Source organism: Flammeovirga sp. MY04, assembly GCF_001682195.2.
GTDB classification, from domain to species: Bacteria; Bacteroidota; Bacteroidia; order Cytophagales; family Flammeovirgaceae; genus Flammeovirga; species Flammeovirga yaeyamensis.
In genome coordinates this window covers 4,690,521-4,708,696 of sequence record NZ_CP003560.2, presented here as the reverse complement: position 1 = coordinate 4,708,696, position 18,176 = coordinate 4,690,521, and the positions used below count along the sequence as shown (strand labels likewise).

General features: G+C 33.8%; 9 protein-coding genes. 6 read left to right on the top strand and 3 right to left on the bottom strand.

Annotated features, from left to right (window positions below):
* Positions 1-245: 245 nt before the first annotated feature.
* Complete coding sequence (locus MY04_RS18885) at positions 246-3,467, top strand: TonB-dependent receptor (protein ID WP_066212255.1); 3,222 nt, start codon at positions 246-248, stop codon at positions 3,465-3,467.
* 184 nt (positions 3,468-3,651) lie between these two features.
* Here the strand turns inward: MY04_RS18885 and MY04_RS18880 are convergent, their stop codons facing one another.
* Complete coding sequence (locus tag MY04_RS18880; RefSeq protein ID WP_066212254.1) at positions 3,652-6,555, bottom strand: DEAD/DEAH box helicase; 2,904 nt, start codon at positions 6,553-6,555, stop codon at positions 3,652-3,654.
* Positions 6,556-6,886: 331 nt separating this feature from the next.
* On the opposite strand from MY04_RS18880, the gene MY04_RS18875 reads away from it, so the two are divergent.
* The 5 genes from MY04_RS18875 (at position 6,887) to MY04_RS18855 (ending at position 13,338) form a co-directional block, all read left to right on the top strand.
* Positions 6,887-7,501: a DUF4230 domain-containing protein gene (locus MY04_RS18875; RefSeq protein WP_084005964.1), complete on the top strand. Its 615-nt coding sequence runs from the start codon at positions 6,887-6,889 to the stop codon at positions 7,499-7,501.
* Between the two features lie 235 nt (positions 7,502-7,736).
* The gene (locus MY04_RS18870) at positions 7,737-11,264 is read left to right on the top strand and encodes a SpoIIE family protein phosphatase (RefSeq protein WP_066212251.1); all 3,528 of its coding nucleotides are present in this window, start codon (positions 7,737-7,739) and stop codon (positions 11,262-11,264) included.
* 103 nt (positions 11,265-11,367) lie between these two features.
* Positions 11,368-11,859 (top strand): hypothetical protein, encoded by a 492-nt coding sequence (locus tag MY04_RS18865; RefSeq protein WP_066212247.1) that lies wholly within the window; start codon positions 11,368-11,370, stop codon positions 11,857-11,859.
* Positions 11,860-11,946: 87 nt separating this feature from the next.
* Positions 11,947-12,879, top strand: coding sequence for a hypothetical protein (locus tag MY04_RS18860; protein WP_066212245.1), 933 nt, complete (start codon positions 11,947-11,949; stop codon positions 12,877-12,879).
* A gap of 231 nt (positions 12,880-13,110) precedes the next feature.
* Entirely contained in the window at positions 13,111-13,338 is a 228-nt protein-coding gene (locus MY04_RS18855; protein ID WP_066212243.1) for a hypothetical protein, read from the top strand.
* Positions 13,339-13,438: 100 nt separating this feature from the next.
* On the opposite strand, the gene MY04_RS18850 is transcribed toward MY04_RS18855, so the two are convergent.
* Positions 13,439-15,616, bottom strand: coding sequence for a L,D-transpeptidase (locus MY04_RS18850; RefSeq protein WP_066212242.1), 2,178 nt, complete (start codon positions 15,614-15,616; stop codon positions 13,439-13,441).
* Positions 15,617-15,789: 173 nt separating this feature from the next.
* On the bottom strand, positions 15,790-17,994 hold the full coding sequence (locus MY04_RS18845; RefSeq protein WP_066212241.1) for a cation:dicarboxylate symporter family transporter: 2,205 nt from the start codon (positions 17,992-17,994) through the stop codon (positions 15,790-15,792).
* Positions 17,995-18,176: the final 182 nt, after the last annotated feature.

The window sequence follows — 18,176 nt, the reverse complement described above, 5'->3', positions numbered from 1 at the left end:
ACTTAATAAAACATAAGTTAAAAATAGTAAATTGATAATTTTTCATCGAATATTTATAAAATTCGCAAAAACTAAATAACCATAGTGAATGATTATTCAATTAATAACGATTAATATTATAACCTACTTATTCACACTTATTTAATAGTTAGTATTCTACCAATTGAGATTAACATTTAGTTCATTTAACATTGCACTTGCATACAATTGTAAGCTTTCACAAACATAAATTCTTATCTAATTCTATGGCACGCTACGTCATTACAATTTTATTCCTCAGTTTTTTAGGATTTAATATCCATGCCCAAACCACAACATCTGGAATGAGTGGTTTAATTACTGATGAAGACGGGAACACTTTAATCGGTGCTACTGTATTTGCTACACACACTCCTTCTGGTACTAAGTACGGAGTAACTACTAGAGAAGATGGTCGTTTTGCTTTACCTAACATGAGAGTAGGTGGCCCTTACCAAGTGATCGTATCTTATGTAGGTTTTCAAAATGTAGCTTATAAAGACATCAATTTGACATTAGGTAACACTTATGTTTTAAATGTTACTATGAGCTCGGAGGACGAAATGTTGAATGAAATCGAAATCACAGCGACACAGGGTTTAGCTAATTCAGAAATGACTGGTGCTGCTACCAATGTTGATGAAAACACGTTGAGAATGATGCCTACGATTTCAAGATCAACTTCTGATTTTACAAGACTAACTCCTCAATCAGACGGAAATAGTTTTGGAGGTAGAAACAATCTTTACAACAACTTTTCTCTTGATGGCTCTATTTTCAACAACTCTTTTGGACTAGACGCTGCCGCTCCTGGTGGTCAAACAAACTCTCAACCTGTTTCTCTTGATGCTATTGAGCAAGTTCAAGTTTCTTTGGCTCCTTACGATGTACGTCAAAGTGGTTTTACAGGTGCCGGTGTAAATGCAGTTACAAAATCAGGTACAAACGAATTTAAGGGTACTGCTTATACTTATTTTAGAAACAACAGTATGATCGGTAGCACTGTAGATGGTGCAGATATTATTAATCCTGATTTAAATTACAATCAATCTGGTTTTAGTATTGGTGGTCCTATTCTTAAAAACAAACTTTTCTTCTTTGCTAATGCTGAATTTACTAGAAGAACTGATCCTGCTACTACTTATAGGGCTGCAAAAAATGAGCAAGAAGCACAAGATGCCTTAGATGGTAAAATTTCTGGTGTATCAAGAGTTTTAGAACAAGATCTAGAAGACATCAGCAGCCTATTGAGAAATAAGTATGGTTACGAAACAGGTCCTTACCAAGATTATAACTTAGAGACATACAACAATAAGTTTTTGGCTAAGTTAGACTGGAATATTAACAAGTCACACACATTCTCTATTCGTTATAATCACCTAACTTCTTACAGAGATAATTTGCCTCACCCAATTGCAATTGCACCTTCATCTCGTGTTCCATCAGTGAATACCATGCAATATCAAAATTCTGGTTATAGAATCAATAACAACTTCGATTCATTTATGGCAGAATTAAATAGCCGTTTCGGTAATAAGTACTCAAACAAAATGCAAATTGGTTATACTGCATTCAGAGATACTCGTGAGTTACCTAACTCAATGCCTTTCCCAATGGTGGATGTTGTTAAAGGAGGTACAACTTATGTTTCTTTTGGTTCTGAGCAATTCTCAGTAGAAAATAAATTAAGCCAAAACGTATTCCAGTTTACAGATAACTTCACTATTTATAAAAGAAATCACACCATTACTTTGGGTACAAACTTTGAATATTTTGGTTTTGAAAATGCGTTCAACTTACAAAGATATGGCTACCCATTCTTTGGTGGATATGAATACACAGGAGCTGCAGGTTTAGAAACAGCTTTAGATGGATACTTTGGTGGATTTGGTGGTTATGAAGGATATAGATCTGCAGTAACAGGTGCTCCAATTAAATCTGTTGATGTAAACGTTGCTCAGTTCTCCCTTTATGCACAAGACGAATGGAATGTAAATGATAACTTCGTTTTAACTTATGGTTTGAGAATGGATGTTCCAATCTATTTAACTGATATTGCTCCAAACGAACAGGTTGATAATTACGAAGGTTGGAGAGATCAGAATGATCAAGCAGCAAGAGTTGATGTTACTCAACTTCCTAAGAACTCACCAATGTTCTCTCCAAGAGTTGGATTTAACTACAATGTAAATGGTCAAAATACAACTCAGTTAAGAGGTGGAACTGGTTTGTTTACTGGTAGAATTCCTTTTGTTTGGATCTCTAACCAAGCTGCAAACTCTCAATTCGACGATTGGTACACTTTCCAAATTAATGGCACTACAGACGATTTTAGGTTCCCTCAGGTATGGAGATCTAACTTTGCCATTGATCACGAACTTCCAGGTGGTATTATTGGTACTTTCGAAGCTATCTATACAAAAGATATGCACGCTGTTCAACACGTAAACTATAACATGGTTACAAACAGAGAAAGAGCAAATGGTGCTGATAACAGAGAAATCTACCCTGCAACTGGTCCTAGAATTAAACCAATGTGGCAAGGTCCATCGGATGCTGAAGGTCAAGAAAACTCTTTCCTTGATGCAGGTATGATTATGTTGGACAATACAGACAAAGGTTACCAATATAGTTTAACAGGTCAATTGAAAAAGAATTTTAGATCTGGTGTGTCATTGATGGCTGCTTATACTTATTCAGAAGCGAAAGATGTAACATCTAACCCTGGTGAAATTGCTGCTGATGCTTATCAAAGAAATGCAGTAGTGGGCAACCCTAACACTCCTGGTTTAGCGTTCTCTTCATTTGGATTAAAACATAGATTGATCGCCTCTCTTTCATATGCACTTCAGTATGGTAGCAAAAAGAATTTTGGTACTTCATTCGGTATGTTCTTCGAAGCTGCACAAGGTAACAGATTCTCTTACACATACGCAGGTGATATGAACAGAGATGGTATCGTAGGTAACGACTTAATGTACGTTCCTTCTAACCGTGATGAAATTCAATTGGTAGATATCACAGATGGTACTGGTAACGTTGTTGTTTCAGCTGAAGAACAATGGAATCAATTAGATGCTTATATCTCTCAAGATGATTATTTAAGTTCAAGAAGAGGTGATTATGCTGAAAGAAACGGTGCTGTTTCTCCTTGGTACACTCAATTAGACATGAAGATACTTCAAGACTTCAATATCGAGGTAGGTGGTAAGAAAAACACTATCCAACTATCATTTGATATTCAAAACTTAGGTAACTTATTGAACTCATCATGGGGTGTACGTCAGCAAGTAGCTAACGATCGCTTTATTAATTTTGTTGGTTATTCATCAGCTGATTCGAATACACCACAATATCAATATGTTGGCGGTAACACTACTTTCGTTAACAACACTTCTACTGATTCTCGTTGGAGAATGCAAGTTGGTTTAAGATATATCTTTAACTAATTCTCAAGTAGAAAATACAAAAAGGGCACTTCAGTAATTCTGAAGTGCCCTTTTTGATTTAATGAAAAATTAAAAATGAAGAATGAAAAACGTGAAATGTTGAGCTAACGCTCGTTTGCATTTTGATAGTATTAATTTAACTATTGTGTCAAACTCACTAAATAGGTTTCTCATTTATAATTTACTAAGACAGTAGTGTCTTAATATCGTCTTTACTTAACTTCTTCATAAAGCTTTCTTCTGTTGTAATCAAAGTATCTGCTAATTCCTTTTTGCTTTGCTGAAGTGCCAAGATCTTCTCTTCCACTGTACCCCTTGTTATAAATTTATAGACAAACACTTTATTTTCCTGACCAATTCGGTGTGCTCTATCTATGGCTTGTGCCTCGATTGCAGGGTTCCACCAAGGATCTAAAATAAATACATAATCAGCCGCAGTAAGGTTTAATCCTAGTCCACCAGCTTTTAATGAAATAAGGAAAATTTGAATGTCTTTGTTATTCTGGAAATCGTTTACTTCCTTTTTACGGTCTTTTGTTCCTCCGTCCAAGTAGGCATACTTCATTCCATTATCATCCAACTCTTTTTTGAAAATAGACAAGTGTTTCACAAACTGACTAAAAACTAATATTTTATGTCCTTCTGCTACGGCATTATTCAGTGATCGAATCACCTCATCAAATTTACCAGCTGAGTCTTCGTATTTTTCTTCCACCAATTTAGGGTGATTGGCCAACTGTCTCAATTCTGTCAAGCCTTTTAAAAGCATGAATTGTGAACCTTTCACTCCTGTTGATTCTATATGTTCTAAAATATCGTTTCTGTAAGAAGATTTTACTTCTTCGTACTTCTTCTTTTGCTCTGTAGTCATATCGATGTACATCACTTTCTCTACCTTTTCTGGTAATTCTGATGCCACCTGTGACTTATGCCTTCTCATAATAAAAGGCTTGATCAAACGATATAATTTATTGTATTTTTCTTCGTCCTTTCTTCTTTCAATTGGCGTCAAGAACTCTTTTTTAAAGAAATTCTGACTACCCAATAAACCTACATTGGCAAAATTCATTTGCGACCACAAATCCATAGTAGTATTCTCAATAGGCGTACCTGTCAATAGTAATCGCTTTCTACTTTTTAACTGATTGACAGCTTTGGTCACAATCGATGTTGGGTTTTTGATCGTTTGTGCTTCATCTAGAATAATATAATTGAAGTAATATTCCGATAAAATCTCGGCATCAATTCTTGCTGTACCATAAGAAGTGATAACGATATCATAATGACCAAATTTTTCTGGATTCTTTACTCTATTCGTTCCTGTATAGTTCAGTATTTTCATCTTCGGCGTAAATTTCTTCGCCTCCATCTCCCAGTTGTATACCAATGAAGTCGGCATAATCAGAAGAGATGTTCCATTATGAGAAACTCTTTCAAATTCTAAGACGCTTAGAGTTTGAACGGTCTTACCTAGACCCATATCATCAGCAAGACACCCCCCAAAATTATACTCAGATAAGAATCTCATCCAATTGTACCCTGCCTTTTGATAAGGACGTAATTTTCCTTTGAACGATCTAGGTACTTTATAATCTTCAATTTTATCGAAGTCGCTTAAACGTTCAAGTTTTCTATCGAAGCTCACTTTGGCCAGCGAACCTTCTTGTAAATCTTGTACTAAAGCAAGGTGATGTTTCTGTAATCTTGGGGATTCATGATCAAGGAAATAAAAGAGTTCTTGATACTGAGTAAACCACTCATTAGGAATGATGGCAATTTCTCCGTTTGGTAATTCGAATTCATGTCTTCCTGAAACAATCAATTTTCTGATCGTTTGGAAAGGAATTTCGAATTCCCCAAATACTACTTTTGTTTTTATATCGAACCAATCTCTATCTTCAGTCACTTCGAGGTTAATCTTTGATTCACCTACGAAGTATTTCTTCCCTTCTTCTAGGGATTGTGTGACTTTAATATTGAAATCAGCTAATGTATTCGAATGCTTTGACAACCACGAAAAGGCATCGTTTTTAGGAAGAACCACCCTACCCTTATCAATACCGTCTAATTGCATATTACCTACTGTTTGAAGAATAGACTCTTCAAATCGAGTATCTCTCCATGTTTTGGTAAATGTAAATTCGTCGTCTTCATAAAGCATTGTTACTTTACTTCTTTTACCAAATGTAGAAGCATCAACAACAACACCGTTATAATCAAACTGCATTAATAATTCTACTTCTGATGGAAGAACAACGTTCTCGTCTTCTGACTCAATTATTAATTCAGTTACCTTAAGTTTTGCTTTTACTTCTTCATTTCTATTCACAATAGAGAAACCACTTGCCCACACTTTGTAGTCTTCTATTAAGTGAGAAATAAACTTCTCATAATAACTTTTCTCCATTTTCTGAGGAACAGCAATGAAGTTTTTGTATAAAAATGGTTTGATTTTTTTACCGTCGACACCACCTTTAAAAGTAAAAAGCTTTCCTTCGAGTAAAAGCCAAGCCGGAGTATTTGATAATAACACCGCATTTTTATATTGAAACTCAACCTTTTCACCATCATAAAACATGAATGGTCGGTAGTTCGTATTTTCTTGTTCTTTATTTCTCCAGAATCTGAATTCTATTTCAGCTTTTTCCTTTTGAACCCGAATCGTTTTATAGGTAGGATTACCATCTTTCCCCATTTCGAAAACCATTTTATTATGCAGTTTTTCTAAGATTTTCGAACGCTGTTTCTCCACAAAAGCGTTAATCTTTTTTTGCAATAACTCATCTCCTTTTTGCTCATCAAAAACAGTCAAAAAGAATACGTCTGGTTTCATTCTCTTTTTATTACCAAAACGGTTGGCAATGGCATCGGGCTGAATTTCATCCATTAAAGCAATAAGCTCAAAATCTGTATCGTCTAAGCGTTGTTTAAATTCATGAGCATTTCTAGAGGAAATATTCTGATGCTGAAGGGTTAGTTTATTTTCCTTATTTAATTGTATAACAAAGGACTCAAAAAGATATCCTAAGAATTGATGTTGAAATAATGAATATACTAACTGAAATGGAAGTTGTGTGGAGACTTTCATTTAATTTAAAAATGGTAATTTATTCTATTAAAGTTTAAGCAACTCTAATCAAAGCACAACATTTTTTATGTGCACTTTTTTGCATTATTAAATCATCAAAACTAATAGATTTCGGAATAACTTCAAATACATCAGAAAAAAACTAGTGATTATTGATAATTATCATAGAGATATCTATTTGCAATGTTATTATTTCTAAAAAATCAGAGAGTTATGTTAGAAAGTAACAATTAATTGCAAACAATTGTCATTCAACAAATTGATTGTTTAGGTATATCCAATTTTCGAATGTAATTTTGAATGAAATTAATTCGCTAATAAGTACAAATTTATGTCCTCAAAGATTCATACAATACTTCTTTCCTCAATTGCTATATTAATGTCATTCTATATTCTATTTGACATCTACAAGGATAATTACTCTGAGGAAAAAAATGATCATCAACTTATCGTTGAAGAATTGGAAGGTTTAGGTCGCTTAGAACTCTACAAGGCACATGTTAGAGATGTAGCTGAGTATTCGGAAGATAACGAATACCTTGAGGATATTCCTATAGCCAATGAATTCTTTAAATCTAAAATTCTTGCAGTTATTGGAGGTGAGATTGTGGCTTATATCAATCTGAATGAAATCAAAAAAGACGATATTCACTTAATAGATTCTACTGTAGTTATCGATCTACCTATACTTCATATTGATGGTAGAATAAACCCAAAAGAAGTAAAAATATATTCTTCTGAACATGCTGGTCCAGATGCAATGAACAAACTTTACATCGAAGCAGAAAAGAAATTAAAAGTAACTGGGCAAGAAATGCAGTTAGAAGCTAGGGCAAAAGACAACGCAAAACAATATTTGGCACCTATATTGAGTAAGATAAGTGGTAACAAAAACATTAAAATCAACTTTAAGGATAGCGTTCATTTAAATTATATGCGCAAATAAGACTACTAATGACAAATCAGCTTGCATCGTTTTTTATTTTTTTGCCTTAAAGCTTACAATTCACGTTTTTTTTACACTAAAAGCTACTCCTTAGCGTTAGTAATTTGATTATTCTTGTAAATAATTGTATTATAATCTTGTTCTTTGAGGTCTATTCTTCTCAGAATTTAGATAAACCGCTAATTAATAGCATTTTTTGATCCTTTTTTTGACTTGTTCAACGCAGAGTATTGCCATGAAAAAGTACTACAACATCATAAATTACTTTACTTCTTTCTTATTACTTTCAGTTGTTATTGGAATAAGTAACCCTATATCAGCTCAAAATATTTTAAGTACTCACTACTCTAAAGATGATGGCTTAAAAGCTGATTATATCAAAAATATTGCAAAAGACTCCATTGGTTACCTTTGGATAGCAAGTGATAATGGCCTTATTCGTTACGATGGTAGCGAATTCCTTTCATTAGGAACTAAAAAATTAGAAAGCCAATACATCAAACAAGTATTCCAGAAAAAAGACGGTTCTCTTTATGCAATTTCGAATAAAGAGATTGTACAAATCTATAGTAAACCGAATGGAGTATATTGGAACTTCCTTTTAAAAATGGAATCGGAAGAACAAGTACCTGGCAAACTTCATTATGGTAAATTACTTTACGAAGACAGAGACAATGTATTATGGGCTGCCGATAACAACCAAATATTCCGTCAAAATGAAAACAATAAGTTTGAAGTAAAATTAACCGATTTTACACTTCCTGCTGAAAATGAAAACCGTTCATTCCAATTGGTGGAAAATGCAAACGGTGACTTATACGCTTTTCACTATTCTGGTCATGTTTACAGATTTGATGTAGAAAAAGACAAATTTGTTCTAGTATCAAAAAAGGTTGGAAAGTTAAAAAATATCCAACATGCAATTTGGTACACAGAATCTGCTTTTTTAGTTGCAGATAGCGATAGAGGCGTATCCTTAGTAGACGTTACTAACGATAAAGTCAAAGTAGATCAGATCGGTAGACAGTTTGATGCTTCATTTATTCAAGAAATTGGTACCGATCAGTACTTGGTGACCGGGTTTGTTAGTGGTATGTATCGTTTGGAGACCACATTTAAAGGTTTCAAACTCTTCCGTGATCCAGAATTAGGTGTTTACAATGGTAATACTATTTACTATAATGATCTTGATATTTGGTTAGCAAAGGACAATGGTATTTCCCTATTCCAACAATTGCCATTTAATGTTTTCGCGAACAACTTAAGTACATCATATATACAACACATCAGTGGAGATGACGATAACATTTACTTCTCTGATGGTAATAATTTTTTCAACGGTACTATAAATACGTTAAACCAATTTACACTCAACCATAAGATCACTACAGGAAATGGTAACTCATTCCTAAGAATTCTACCAACAAAAGAAGGTGTTTATACTTCTGATGCCAATGGTATTATTCAGCTTTGGAGAAATGGTAAAGAGGTAAAGAAAATTGATATGTCTAATGTTGGTGGTGCTATTTATATCTTAGAGCAAGATAAAGATGGCTACCTATGGACTTGTCAAGATGGTGTTGTTGGTGCCATCAAAATTGGAAAAGACAACAAGCCAATTATCTATGGTATTGAAAACGGTATTAGTAGTAGACCTATCGTTATAAAAATTGACGATAAAGGAGAAATTTTTGTAGGTGGTACAGCTAAAGATGGTCTAATTTATCAATATGATAAAAGAAACGACATCTTTAAAAACCTGACTCCAGAGATTAAATTTAGGATAGACAACAACATCCAAACAAACGATATTGCGACCCTAAGTACTGGAGAAATAATTCTTGCTACTTCTTATGGTACCTTATTATTAAAAGACGAAAAGTTTAAGCGTCTTAACTTTGGTGATTATACTTCTGTAACAAATAACGCATTAGGAATTGACCCTAGTGAAAAACAACTGTGGGTGGCGACATCAAATGAATTGATTCGTTATAACTTTGAAGTTGAAGAATATTTGATCTATAACAATAAAGATGGTCTTCCTGATGCCAACTTCAATATTAGAGGTTTGTTCATTGATGCTTATGGTCGATTATTTATATCAACTACAAGAGGTATTGGTTTTGCCCCTAACCTTCAGGTATTAAAAGAAACTCCAAGACCAATTGTTAAAAAGATATCTGCAGGAGGTGATGATATCCCTCTAAATAAAAGCTTAGAAGTTCCATCGGATAGTTATTTACGTTTGGATTATCATATTTCTGTTTATCCTACTGAAAACGTAGTTTTCCAAAGACGTATTCTTGGATACCCAGGAAAAGACGAATGGATGAACTTTGATAAAGAAAAAGAAGGATTACTAATCTCCGAATTGGAATCCGGAACATATACATTAGAAATTAGAGGTCGTAAAACTGGTAACTTCTCTTGGTCAAGACCTTTATCTCAACGTTTCTCTGTTTACACTCCATTCTATAAACAATGGTGGAGTTATTTGATCTATTTAGGAGTAACCATTTTTGTTATTGTCGTTACTATCCAAATTAACCGTTACAGATCAAGACGAGAGCAAAGAAGACTAGAGGAACAAGTAAATATTCGTACGAAAGAGGTGGAAATGCAATCTAACGAGCTTTCTGAGAAAAACTACGAATTAGAAAAAGCATTTAACCGTTTAAAAAGATCCGAAGCCATTCTAAACCACAACACCAAGGAACTAGAACGAGCGAAAAAGGATGCAGAAAAAGCGGCAAGTAAACTGAAAGATCAAAACAATCAGTTAGAAGAAACAACAAGAACAATTCGTGAACAACATCACGAAATGAAATCCCATAGAGAGCAAATTCTTAGACAAAACGAACTGGTAAAAGAACAAGCCTTACTACTTTCTCAACATAACGAAAAAGTAAAAAGCTCCGTAAACTATGCCCGTAGAATGCAAACAGCCGTATTTGGTCGTCCATCTGACATGGAAGACAAAATGCAAAGTATTGGACCTCACTGGGATGGTTTCGTTTACCTTAAGCCTAGAGATATTGTATCGGGTGATTTCCATTGGTTTGGTGAGAAAAACGAAAATTACATTATCGTAGCATCAGATTGTACGGGTCACGGTGTTCCAGGAGCCTTCATGTCATTAATCGGTAATGACCTTCTAAACCAAATTGTTTATGAAAGAGGTATTCTTGATCCGGGTCGTATTTTGAAATTGATGAATGATATGATTCGTCAAGCCTTGAACCAAGCAGAAAATGATGATTCTCGAGACGGTATGGACATTGCAGTTTGTGTGGTATCTCCTAAACGTAAAACATTAACATTTGCTGGTGCAGGTAGACCTTTATACTATGTTGATAAAACCAATCCATCAGAACTTCAACGCTTAAAAGGTGGTAAGTTTGGTGTCGGCGGTAAGAAGAATCAGAAAAAGGTATACGACTCTTTCTCTTTACCATTAGAGAACATCGAAGTATTCTACATTTGTTCAGATGGATACCAAGATCAATTTGGTGGTCCTAGTGGAAGAAAGCTAATGCAACGTCCATTTAAAGAACTCTTATATAATGTGCATAAAAAAGATATGAACATTCAAAGAGAAGCGATATCTAAGTTTATGGAACAATGGATGAGAGAAGGCAATCAAAGACAAATTGATGACATGCTCGTAATTGGTGTTCGTCCTCACGTTATTGTAGACGAGATAGAGGAAGAACAATTACAAATACAAGATGAATCGAAAATAGAAAGACATACTATTTTCTAAAAAATAAAATACACAACGAACGGGAAGTTAAATGCTTCCCGTTTTTTTATCAGATAAATCTCAAAAGATTACGATTAGTTAATATAAAGTTTAATTTTGCAGTGTGATCAACATAACTAACATAGTTACACAACACACCCATTCATTCAAACAAGCTTTTATCACCATTTTATTCTTTATTGGTGGGTATACAACCACCTTCGCTCAAGAGAATAAAATTTCTTCCATCACCATTTATAAAGTTGAAGACGAAGGTTTATTAGATAATGAGTTGGCTCAGGAAAGGGTAATGATCAGTATCTTTAATCAAAATGTAAATGAATCTTGGCGATTCTTTTTTGAAAACAAGAAACTGATGGCATTAGCTTGTGATGAAAAAAAATTAGACTTTATAGAATTACTTCCTTCTAAAAGACAATATTTCTATAATTCAGAACAAAATATCAATGTCTCGTTTAAATTAAAAAATGATGATACATTCGAGATTTTGATCACTAAAAACACCATCCGACTTCAATCTTTTCTATTAAAAATCCCTTCTGAAAAGCTGTTTTTTCTAGATAATTTGAATAAAAAACATATCGAATCTTCATAATTACAATAATTGTTTAAACAAACAATTATTTTTTTGTACATTAGATGTAACTTAATCCTAGTGTTTATTTACACTCTCTTGAACAAAATGAAAATTTTTTATTTCAGATTTTATTCACTTCTCGTTCTATTTTCGATTGTTATCTCCACTCAAACATTAAAAGCACAAGGATGTTCTGACGCAGGTGTCTGTAGTATCGGTCCAATGACCCACAACAATACAATGGCCGATGATGCTTCTAATGGCGAAATTAGAGTTAAACCAACTTATTCTCTTGGAGAGAAACAAACACACATTATTGGACTTCAGTTAGAAGCTGATTATAATGTAAATGATAAAGTTTATTTTCAGTTTGTAATGCCTTATATCGTTTCCACAGGTGATTTAGGTACTGCAGCTGGCTTGGGTGATATAACGCTATCTTTATCTGTTCCTGTTTATAAAAATGATAATGTGATAGCAACTGTCTTTGGTGGTACCAAAATACCGTTAAACGACGGTAACCTTAGCGATAACGGAAAAGCTCTACCTATGGCTTATCAACCCTCTTTAGGTACTTTTGATGCATTGGCTGGTATTGCAGTCAACGTGAATAAATTTTTATTCTCAGCAGGTTATCAGCATCCGTTAACTCAGAATAATAGTACATATGTTAATCCAAACCAAACTGCTGAATCCAAACTTTTAACGACTAATGGTTACGAACGTATGCCCGATTTAGCTTTACGTGCAGAATATAAAAAGACAGCAGAGAGTAAAGACAAATGGTCATGGAAAGCAGGTTTATTGGGTATTTATCACATTGGAGAAGATTCATATGTAGATCCTGAAACAAATGAACGTATTAACATCGAAAATTCTAGTGGATTGACTTTAAACATCACTGGTGGCATTGTTAAAACATTCGATAAATATACTATTGGTTCTGATTTAGGTTTTCCTGTTATGGCAAGAGAAGCACGTCCTGATGGTTTAACAAGAACTGTTGCCCTAAGTTTCTGGGTAGGATGGAAATTTTAATAAGCTGCCAATACTAATTTAGTTTTTGAAATATAATAATGACCGAACAATCATTCCTGTCAACATTAAATATATGTGACTTGATAATGAATTGTTCGGTCATTTTACTATTTATTCATCTTTGATTTTTAAGTAAATATTAATTAACAAATCAAAGGCAAAAAACTTTTCTTAAGATGTATTTGATTCATCAAAATTGATTAAATTTAAGTATAATCATTTTTGATATCTATGAGTATCGCTAATACAAATCAATACCTATGGGAAGGTGGTTATGAGAGTACAGACACTCACGCAACCACATTTAAGGTTACCCTCATTTACGATGATAACTCTGAAGAGATTTTCTTCGAAAATGCACAACACGATTTAACCGAAGACGACTTTTATGCCTCTAAATTATTAGCAGAAGAAGGAGTTGTCGATTTTTATATAGAACTAGAAGGTGTTTCCGTTTAATAACGAAGCACCTTCTTTTTTTATATAAACCGCATGATTTTTTAAACTTGGAGCCTTTCTAAAACACATTATTTAGAAAGGCTCCCAATCATCTTATTCCCTAATCAGCAAGTGAGATTGCTTGTCCATTTACCGAAGAGGTAATTACATATTGATTAGAAATCCATTTGTATTTAGAATAATACGCCTCTGCTAAACGGTGGATTCCCCATATCATTTCTTCTTTTGGTCTGGAAACGGTAGTGATTTTCATATTCGCCGTATTCTCCGAGCTCCTTGAATACTGAAACAACTTCCATAGACCTATTTCATCCATTAGTTTCAAAGCCCCTTCAGGACCATATTTACTAACTAAGTAATCTTGGAATTCCTGACCTTTAATTGGAAGAAGTTTCCCTGCCTTAATTTCTCTTTCGTACAGTTCTCTTTCTCCCATAGCATAGATATATGCCTGTGCCATTATCGCATCGTAATAATCAATTTCTCCTGCTGGTTGGGTGCCTGGCTCATTATCTCTTAAAAACGTGTAGGCATTGATCCAATTCAAATGTTCCCAATTTTCTAAATTTTCAGGAAACTCTGTCGCCAATGTATCCAAAAGTCCCATATAGTGCATCACTCTCCGTCTTTCATCAGAAATAGATAAAAACTCTATACCACTTATGGAATCATTATCATCTTTAAAGTAAGGGTCAATTATCGTTTGCTCTTCTATATTGACGATGTCAAACATTTCTGCAGTGTCCAGATCATACTTAATAAATGCTCTTGATAAGTCTTCCTGAAGTCTACCTTTAGCATCATCTAATCTTCCTGTAAAATAAGATTTAATCTCTTCATAATCGTACTTCTTAAAGAATGGATGAGTATTACTTGTTTTCAGCATATCCTTGTAATATTCACCTCTAAAGCCAAAGTGCTGTTGAAATGGAATATGACTATAATCTGAAGTATCTTGCATATGCAACCAATATTTCATGGCTGACTCTGGAAATGGTACATTGATACTAATTTTCACATCCGCAGATTGCTTTTCTATTTTAGACATTCTGTAAGCAATCGAATTAGCTAAAGGAGGAAGTATTTTCGTATAGAGCTTATTATTCAGTGTCATAGAATCGAGCATATTCTGTTTTCTAATCACAATACTTTGCTCATTATATACTGATTCCAAATCTGAAGTATCAAACCCTGGTAAATTAACTTTCTTAGGAGGATGTAAAGCGGCTGCATCTAAAAATACAGGCATAGTTTGCTGTTTCTTTACAATCTCTTTGATGATAAAAGAATTAAGATTGGACATTCTAACACATCCACCTGAAAGTTCATATCCCAATTGATCTTCTCTATTTGTACCGTGTAGATAGAGTTGTCGTATACCTGAGTTACTATTATCTATAAACGCAAACTCATCTGGATTTTTACGCAAGTATTTGATAGCTTCGAGGTCAACAAATTCAGCCCCAAAATTTTGTCCAATCAAACCAAATTGATTAGAACAGATATATGCCTTTTCAGTCTTAGTTGATTTTCTGTAAATATATAGTGCCTCATTGGTATAAGCTTGTCCTTCTAACTTCCAAAACATTCTTTTAGGAGAAGTTGTCTTTGTTCTTGACTGCCATCCAGGTTGAGAATATTTTTCATAAACAATAAAATAGCCCAATGGAGTTCTTTCAGAATCTTCTTCAAAACCTATACCGTGCCATGCACTTGAAATGGGAAGTTCTACTAATTCACCTGTAGACATATTTACAATATATCCTTTTTGACCTCCAACATTAGACTTTGCAATATTACCAACAAAAGCATATCCAGATCGTATGCCTTTAGTTTGTCTCAAATAAGTAAATGCTTTATTCATTTTTTGATGAATTAAAGCAAAACGTTTAGGATCAGTTTGCTTATTTAACACCTTAAATCCACAATGAGAATTTTCTAACAACATCTGTTGCTGATGTTCTGACATCTTATCAAAATCCTCATAAAGTTCATTCAGGAAATTATCCGTAAGTAAAGCTAAACTCTCTGGCATTTTATCTCTTGCTTCCTGTAATTCTTGCATTGCAGGAGAAGAGTAAATTTTAGCCATCACTTCTTCAGACTCACTAGAACGTGATGCAACGAAAACATCATGACCAGTTAACGCTTTCCAGTTAAAATCTTCCCCATTAAAATGATCCAAACTACTCAGTTCATTTGGCTGTTGATGAGGAGCACAAGAAAATAAAAATAAGAGAACATAACTTATTACAATGGAGCGCTTTTTCTGATACATGAGACTTTAAGTTTATATCACGAAGTTATCTGAATAGGTTAAAAAATGATTTTCAATATACTAAATATTCTTAGTTATAAAACGGGAATTTGTTCAAAAATATTACTCATTATAGGTCAAAAAAAAGATTGTACTTTTAAGTGAAGCACAATCTTTATATTTAGTTTGATGAATTAATCTACCCAATGAAGTACGTCTTTGATCACACTCCAATGTTCTTTCCTTCTTAACTGATCATCGCCTAAGATCCAATAATCATAGAAACGATCGATAGTACCGTCTCTTTTATTTACCTCAATCCAGTTAGAAACAAAGCTTGTCATGGCCTCATCATTATTTCCTATTGGATAAGCTAATGGCAATGTTATTTTATAAGGTAAAGGATTAGCTATTTGATATTCTGGATGAAGTAATGTTAAAGCTGCACCTCTTTCAGCACTTGTCAGTAATCCATCTAAAGCAGGAATACTATCCTCAATATCATAAAAGAACTGATTGACGGAATCTAACCTCACCCCTGTCGCATTAGGGAAGTATTTGATAAACTTATCAGCTACATCTTTTCTTTCGAAATAACCTATTCTAAAGGAATCTAATGCAGCAGTTGTCTCAAACTGTTTGAAGTAATCATCTTGATCTTTGACTACTAATGCCATGGTAACATCAAGATATGGATTAGAAAACGATAACTCTGCAGAGTATTGTGTGGACATAAATATATCTGACATGACAATATCAAAATGATCGTTTTTCAGTTCCTCAGGCATATGACCAACAGTAATTGGTACAAATTCTAATTCAACCTCCAAAGCAGAACCTAGTTCATGAGCCATATCAATACCGAAACCAACTAACTCTCCTTCTTCATTAAAATAACTGAATGGGATCTCGTCTTCATAAAAACCAACTCTAATTTTCCCTCTTCTTTTCACCCTATCCAAAACACTTTCATTTTCTAAAAGCGGATCTGGATTAGGTGTCGACTTTTCAATTACTGTAAAAGGTACCAACTTATGGATAAGTTGCATATTGGAGATCACTTTATCGTTCTGATAAGCATCTTTTAAAGAATATCCTAAGAAGATACGAAGTGGTATTAAAGTCACAAAAAATAAACCTACAGTAGTGGCAAGTCCAAAAACTATTTTTCTCTTTTTTACTTTGAAAAATCCATAAGTTGAAGATAGTGTTAAAATAGTGAGTGTAATTAAATGCATTGCACCTAATACTACTCTAACTCTATCTGTAAATACTGTAGATACCACAAATAATTGGAACATATCTTTAGGTATCTTGAGTAGATCCAACATAAAAGGAATACCGGTTACTGGGGCTACAAAACTACTTAAAAGAGTTGCTCCCATAAACATAGGGTAATCTTTTAAGGATATGCCACTACCTATGAACCATGAGGCAAATGGAACGAATACGAAAATACATAAGGTACCCAAGTTCGGGAATGGATATGCTAATGGCATTAAAATATCTATACCTGCGTTATTCTCTTCAGAATTTAAATCGTATTCCTCAAAAAGCTCTTTGATATCTTCGATAAGCTGAGGTAAAACCACAATGATTTTACCTGTTGCAAAGATGGTTATTAATGTAGCCTTGGTGTACTTGAAAATATCCTTATACTTAAATGGTGTACAAGCAGAAATTAGCATTGGTAACACCCAAAAACACATGATTACTACAGCAACAATATAGGTAAGCAAATAGGCTTGCATTTTACCGAGTTCATCCAATGTCATGGTTCCTGCAGTACTTGCTGCTATGGCAAAAACACCAGCCGGAGTAAGCTTTACTACTAATTTATTTACTTGGTTTAGTGCTTTATTGAAAGCATCTAAACTATGCAATAACATATCCTTGTCTTTTCCTTTGATCTGCATCACTCCAATACCCACAAGAATACTGAACAGCACTACTGCAGGAACTTTACTTGATGATAAAGAGAAAAAAGGATTAGCTGGAATGTATAGTTCTAAAAAATCCAATTCAGGAGCTGGAGCTACAAAACTTGAGCTAAAGAAGTTCGCTGACTTCCATTCTGGAAAGGCTAAAGGTAAAATCATTACTACCGTTAAACCAATAGCCAATAAAATTGAAAGGAAACGAATTCCTTGTATAATAAGCTTTCTACCATCATCTAATGATAACCTACCAATATTAACGATAAGAGAGAAAACAATATACGGTAATACCGTCATTTGAAGCAACCCGATGAAGGCATCTCCAACAATTGCTAAATGCTTACAATATTCTCCAAAAAATAAACCTGTTGCTATTCCAATAAATAAACCAATGAGGATTTTAGTGGATAACGTCATTGGCTTTTTCTCACCTTCTTTGTTTGGGGAAGTAGATTTCGACATATAATTGACAAGTAGATTATTAGTTGATCCTTCAATTTAGTAGTTCTAATGTAAATTGTTTCAAACTAAATCGAATTATCTTATAAAGAATTCGGGATATAGATCAAAAAGTATCATCTATTAAATAGTATTTAATAAAATAAGGGTGTCGAAATAATTTATCGACACCCTTATCATAAATG